Annotated in this window: 4 protein-coding genes; all 4 read right to left on the bottom strand. The window is 65.8% G+C overall.

Annotation, left to right across the window (positions count from 1 at the left end):
• Positions 1 to 424: 424 nt before the first annotated feature.
• Entirely contained in the window at positions 425 to 1,837 is a 1,413-nt protein-coding gene (glnA, locus tag BFL28_RS15820; protein ID WP_069321492.1) for a type I glutamate--ammonia ligase, read from the bottom strand.
• 108 nt (positions 1,838 to 1,945) lie between these two features.
• On the bottom strand, positions 1,946 to 2,284 hold the full coding sequence (locus BFL28_RS15815) for a P-II family nitrogen regulator (protein WP_069321494.1): 339 nt from the start codon (positions 2,282 to 2,284) through the stop codon (positions 1,946 to 1,948).
• A 207-nt stretch (positions 2,285 to 2,491) separates the two neighbouring features.
• Complete coding sequence (locus BFL28_RS15810; RefSeq protein WP_079247205.1) at positions 2,492 to 3,676, bottom strand: BaiN/RdsA family NAD(P)/FAD-dependent oxidoreductase; 1,185 nt, start codon at positions 3,674 to 3,676, stop codon at positions 2,492 to 2,494.
• Between the two features lie 35 nt (positions 3,677 to 3,711).
• A partial coding sequence (locus BFL28_RS20995) for a hypothetical protein (RefSeq protein ID WP_069321491.1) occupies positions 3,712 to 4,277 on the bottom strand: 566 nt, incomplete at its 5' end.

Genomic DNA, 4,277 nt, shown 5'->3' with positions numbered 1-4,277 from the left:
CGGTATATGCAGCGATAGTTCATTCTTGTCTGTTCAACTTGAAGGATATGTTATTATTTTTGTTTTTTTTTTTTAAAAAGCAGGAGACGGCATGCGACATCATGCCTTGTGGGGGGGGGGGGGGGGTGCGGGGGGGGGGGGGGGGGGGGGGCGGGGGTGTTCGAGCCGCCGCTGCATGCCGCGAGCGACGTGGCGGTAAGAGCGAGGCCGGCCAACAGGATCGCGCGCATGTTCGTCCCCTTGTTATCGAGGATGTAACGCAAGGGCGGGGGATGGTTCCCGAATAACGCGGTTAGAGCGCCGTTCATGAGACTTGTCGCCCTTGCGCGTGCCGCCGGGATGCACAAACGCCCGGGCTCTTGCGAGCCCGGGCGCCTGCTGTCCTTCACCGCCTCCCCCGAAGCGGCTGGGGAAGTGGGTCGGTTTACGCCGAGTAGTACATGTCGAATTCGACCGGGCTGGGGGTCATTTCCCAGCGGGCGACTTCGGCGCGCTTGATCTCGACATAGGCCGCGATCTGGTCGGCCGAGAACACGTCGCCCTTGAGCAGATAGTCCTGATCGGCTTCCAGGCTGTCGAGCGCCTCACGCAGCGAACCGCACACGGTCGGCACTTCGCTCAGCTCTTCCGGCGGCAGGTCATAGAGGTTCTTGTCCATCGGGTCGCCCGGATGGATCTTGTTCTGGATGCCGTCGAGACCCGCCATCAGGATCGCGGCATAGCAGAGATACGGATTGGCCAGCGCGTCCGGGAAGCGGAATTCGACACGCTTTGCCTTCGTGCCCGAGCCATACGGGATGCGGCACGAGGCCGAGCGGTTGCGCGAGGAATAAGCGAGCAGGACGGGCGCCTCATAGCCCGGGACCAGCCGCTTGTAGCTGTTGGTCGACGGGTTGGTGAAGGCGTTCAGCGACTTGGCGTGCTTGATGACGCCGCCGATGAAATAGAGGCATGCTTCGCTGAGGCCGGCATAGCCGTTGCCAGCGAACGTGTTCTGCCCCTTTTCCCAGATCGAGATGTGGGTGTGCATGCCCGAGCCGTTATCTTCCTTGATCGGCTTGGGCATGAAGGTCGCGGTCTTGCCATAGGCATGGGCGACCTGATGCACGACGTACTTGTAGATCTGCATGCGGTCGGCGGTCTGCACCAGCGTGCCGAAGGTCAGGCCGAGCTCATGCTGCGCGGCGGCGACCTCGTGGTGATGCTTGTCGCAGGGCAGGCCCATTTCGAGCATGGTGGACACCATCTCGCCACGGATGTCGATGGCGCTGTCGACCGGGGCGACGGGGAAATAGCCGCCCTTGGCACGCGGGCGGTGGCCCATGTTGCCGGCTTCGTAGACCTTCGAGCTGTTGCCCGGCAGTTCGATATCGTCGAGCTGATAGTAGCTGGACGAATAGGTGTTTTCGAACCGCACGTCGTCGAACATGAAGAATTCGGCTTCCGGGCCGACATAGACGGTGTCGCCAATGCCGAGCGACTGGAGATAGGCCTCCGAACGCTTGGCGGTCGAGCGCGGATCGCGGGCATAGAGTTCGCCGGTCGAGGGTTCGACGATGTCGCAGACCAGGATCAGCATCGGGGTCGCGCTGAACGGATCGACCCACACCGCGTCCAGATCGGGCTTCAGGATCATGTCGGATTCGTTGATCGCCTTCCACCCCTCGATCGACGAACCGTCGAACATCAGGCCGTCGGTCAATTCATCCTCGCCCAGGATGCTGGCGACCATGGTGAGGTGCTGCCACTTGCCCTTGGGGTCGGTGAAGCGCAGGTCGATCCATTCGATCTCCTGGTCCTTGACCATCTTCAGAATGTCGCTGGCAGAATTCGCCATGATATGCCCTTTCGCTCTCGTCTATCCGGCCGCTCGACCGGGAATCATCTTGCGCTGCAGTGCAGCATCGGGAAATATTCGCAAAGCCCTATTCGCGTCGGTGCGGGGCTAGATCGCGTCCTCGTTGCGCTCACCAGTGCGGATGCGCAGCGCGGTTTCGATCGCGGTGACGAACACCTTGCCATCGCCGATCCGGCCGGTCTGCGCCGCGGCGGCGATCGCCTCGACCACGCGGTCAGCCAGGCTGTCCTCGACCACTACCTCAAGCTTCACCTTGGGCAGGAAATCGACGACATATTCAGCACCGCGATACAGTTCGGTATGACCCTTCTGCCGGCCGAAGCCCTTTGCCTCGGTCACGGTGATGCCCGACACGCCGACTTCGTGCAGCGCCTCCTTCACCTCATCGAGCTTGAACGGCTTGATGATGGCTTCGATCTTTTTCACGGCCTCTCGTTCCTTCATTCGACGCGGGATCGTTGCGGATCGTATGAAGCCGCCCCCTGCCGCGCGAGTTGCAACGCGCGTGCCAAGTTCGCGGCGACGCCAATCCGGCGAGTCGCCCGTGGCGTGCGCTGCCACCTGCCTAACAAATGAGCAGAAGCGCGCCAAACTTGCGCGATTGCGGGGCAGGTACGGGGGTGGCGGCGGGCGTCAGATCGCCTGGCCGGCCGCCCAGCCGCTGGACCAGGCCCATTGGAAATTATAGCCGCCGAGCCAGCCGGTGACATCGACCGCTTCGCCAATCGCATAGAGGCCGGGCATGTCACGTGCTGCCATCGTCTGTGACGAGAGGCCGGCGGTGGCGATGCCGCCGATCGTGACCTCCGCCTTGGCGTAGCCTTCGGTGCCGTTGGGGTGGAACGGCCAAGCCGACAGGCGCTGGGCCGCGGCGGCAAGTGCCTTGTCGGAGGTGTTGGCGAGTTCGTTCGTCAGGCCGATCTGGTCGGCGAGCGTGTCGGCAAGGCGGGTGGGCAGCGCGTCGGCGAGCAGCTTGCGCAAGGTGGTGCGCGGGTGCGCGCGCTTGGCGGCGACGAGCCAGTCGGCGGCGTGCTGCGGCAGGAAGTCGATCGCGACCGGCTGGCCATGGCGCCAATAGGAGCTGATCTGCAGGATCGCCGGGCCGGAGAGGCCGCGATGCGTGAACAGCGCGGCTTCGCGGAAGGCCGTCTTGCCCGCGCGCGCCTCGACCGGAGCGGCGACGCCGGAGAGTTCGCGGAACAGTACCTCGTCCCCGCCGAGCGTCAGCGGCACGAGCGCGGGGCGTGGCTCGACCACCTTGAGCCCGAACTGGCGGGCAAGGGCGTAGGCGAAGCCGGGCGCGCCCCTTTTCGGGATCGACGGCCCGCCGGTGGCGATCACCAGCGCGGGGGCAGTAACGGCGCGATCGCCGACCGTGACGGTGTAAGTCGCATCGGCATGGGTGACGGCGCGGACGGGCTGGCCAAGCGCGAGCTCGACGCTGCCGGCCGCGCATTCGGCAAGCAGGAGATCGACGATCTGCCGCGCGCTGCCGTCGCAGAACAGCTGGCCGAGCGTCTTTTCATGCCAGGCGATGCGGTGCTTTTCGACCAGCGCCAGAAAGTCATGCTGCGTGTAGCGGCGCAGCGCCGACTTGGCGAAATGCGGGTTGGCCGAAAGGTAGCGGTCGGGGGCGGTGTGCAGGTTGGTGAAGTTGCATCGCCCGCCGCCCGAGATCAGGATCTTCTTTCCCGGCCGGTCGGCATGATCGATCAGCAGCACGCGCCGCCCGCGCTGACCGGCGGTGAACGCGCACATCAGCCCCGCCGCGCCCGCGCCAAGGACGATCGCGTCGTAGCTGGTCGTGGGCCGGTTCAGCAAAGCCGGGCCGGCACCGCGCTCGGCATGATCGCTCAAGCGCCCGGCTTGGCGACGTAGCGCTTGGCGGCGAGCGGGCCGAAGCCGGCGGCGGCGCGATCGACCCAGAGCGGGCCGAGCTTGTCGCTGCCCGGCGCGGGGACGGTGCCGACCATGAAGGCGTCGCGCAGCGTCTTGATGCTGAGGCCCGCATACCAGCGCAGCGCGACCGGCACGATCGGCACGAACATCGCCTTGCCCTGAACCTGCACCACCGGCATCGCATCGTCCGGGACCGAAACGGTGCCGTTGAGCATGAACACGCCGCCGGGCGCGATGCTGAAGGGTTCGGAACCCTGCGCCATGCGTGCCGAGCCGAAGAAGCCGGCAAGCTGGTCGTCCTGCTGCGCATTGGCACCGATCAGCGCCAGGACGGCGCGGATGTTGTCGGCGCTTTCGGTCCCGCGATTCTGCACGAACAGCTCGAAATCGAGCGTCACGAGCCCGTCCCGGATCGCCGCGCGCAACGGGCGCAATTCGGTGACCAGCGCGCCGTCGGGCGGCGGCACGGGTGGCGCGGGCGGCGGCGGCGGCGCCTGGACGCGCGCGGGCGGGCTGGGAG

This window comes from Sphingomonas turrisvirgatae (genome assembly GCF_001721295.1).
Classification (GTDB): domain Bacteria; phylum Pseudomonadota; class Alphaproteobacteria; order Sphingomonadales; family Sphingomonadaceae; genus Sphingomonas; species Sphingomonas turrisvirgatae.
Note: the sequence above shows the minus strand (reverse complement) of the source record. Positions and strands in the feature narration are given on the sequence as shown.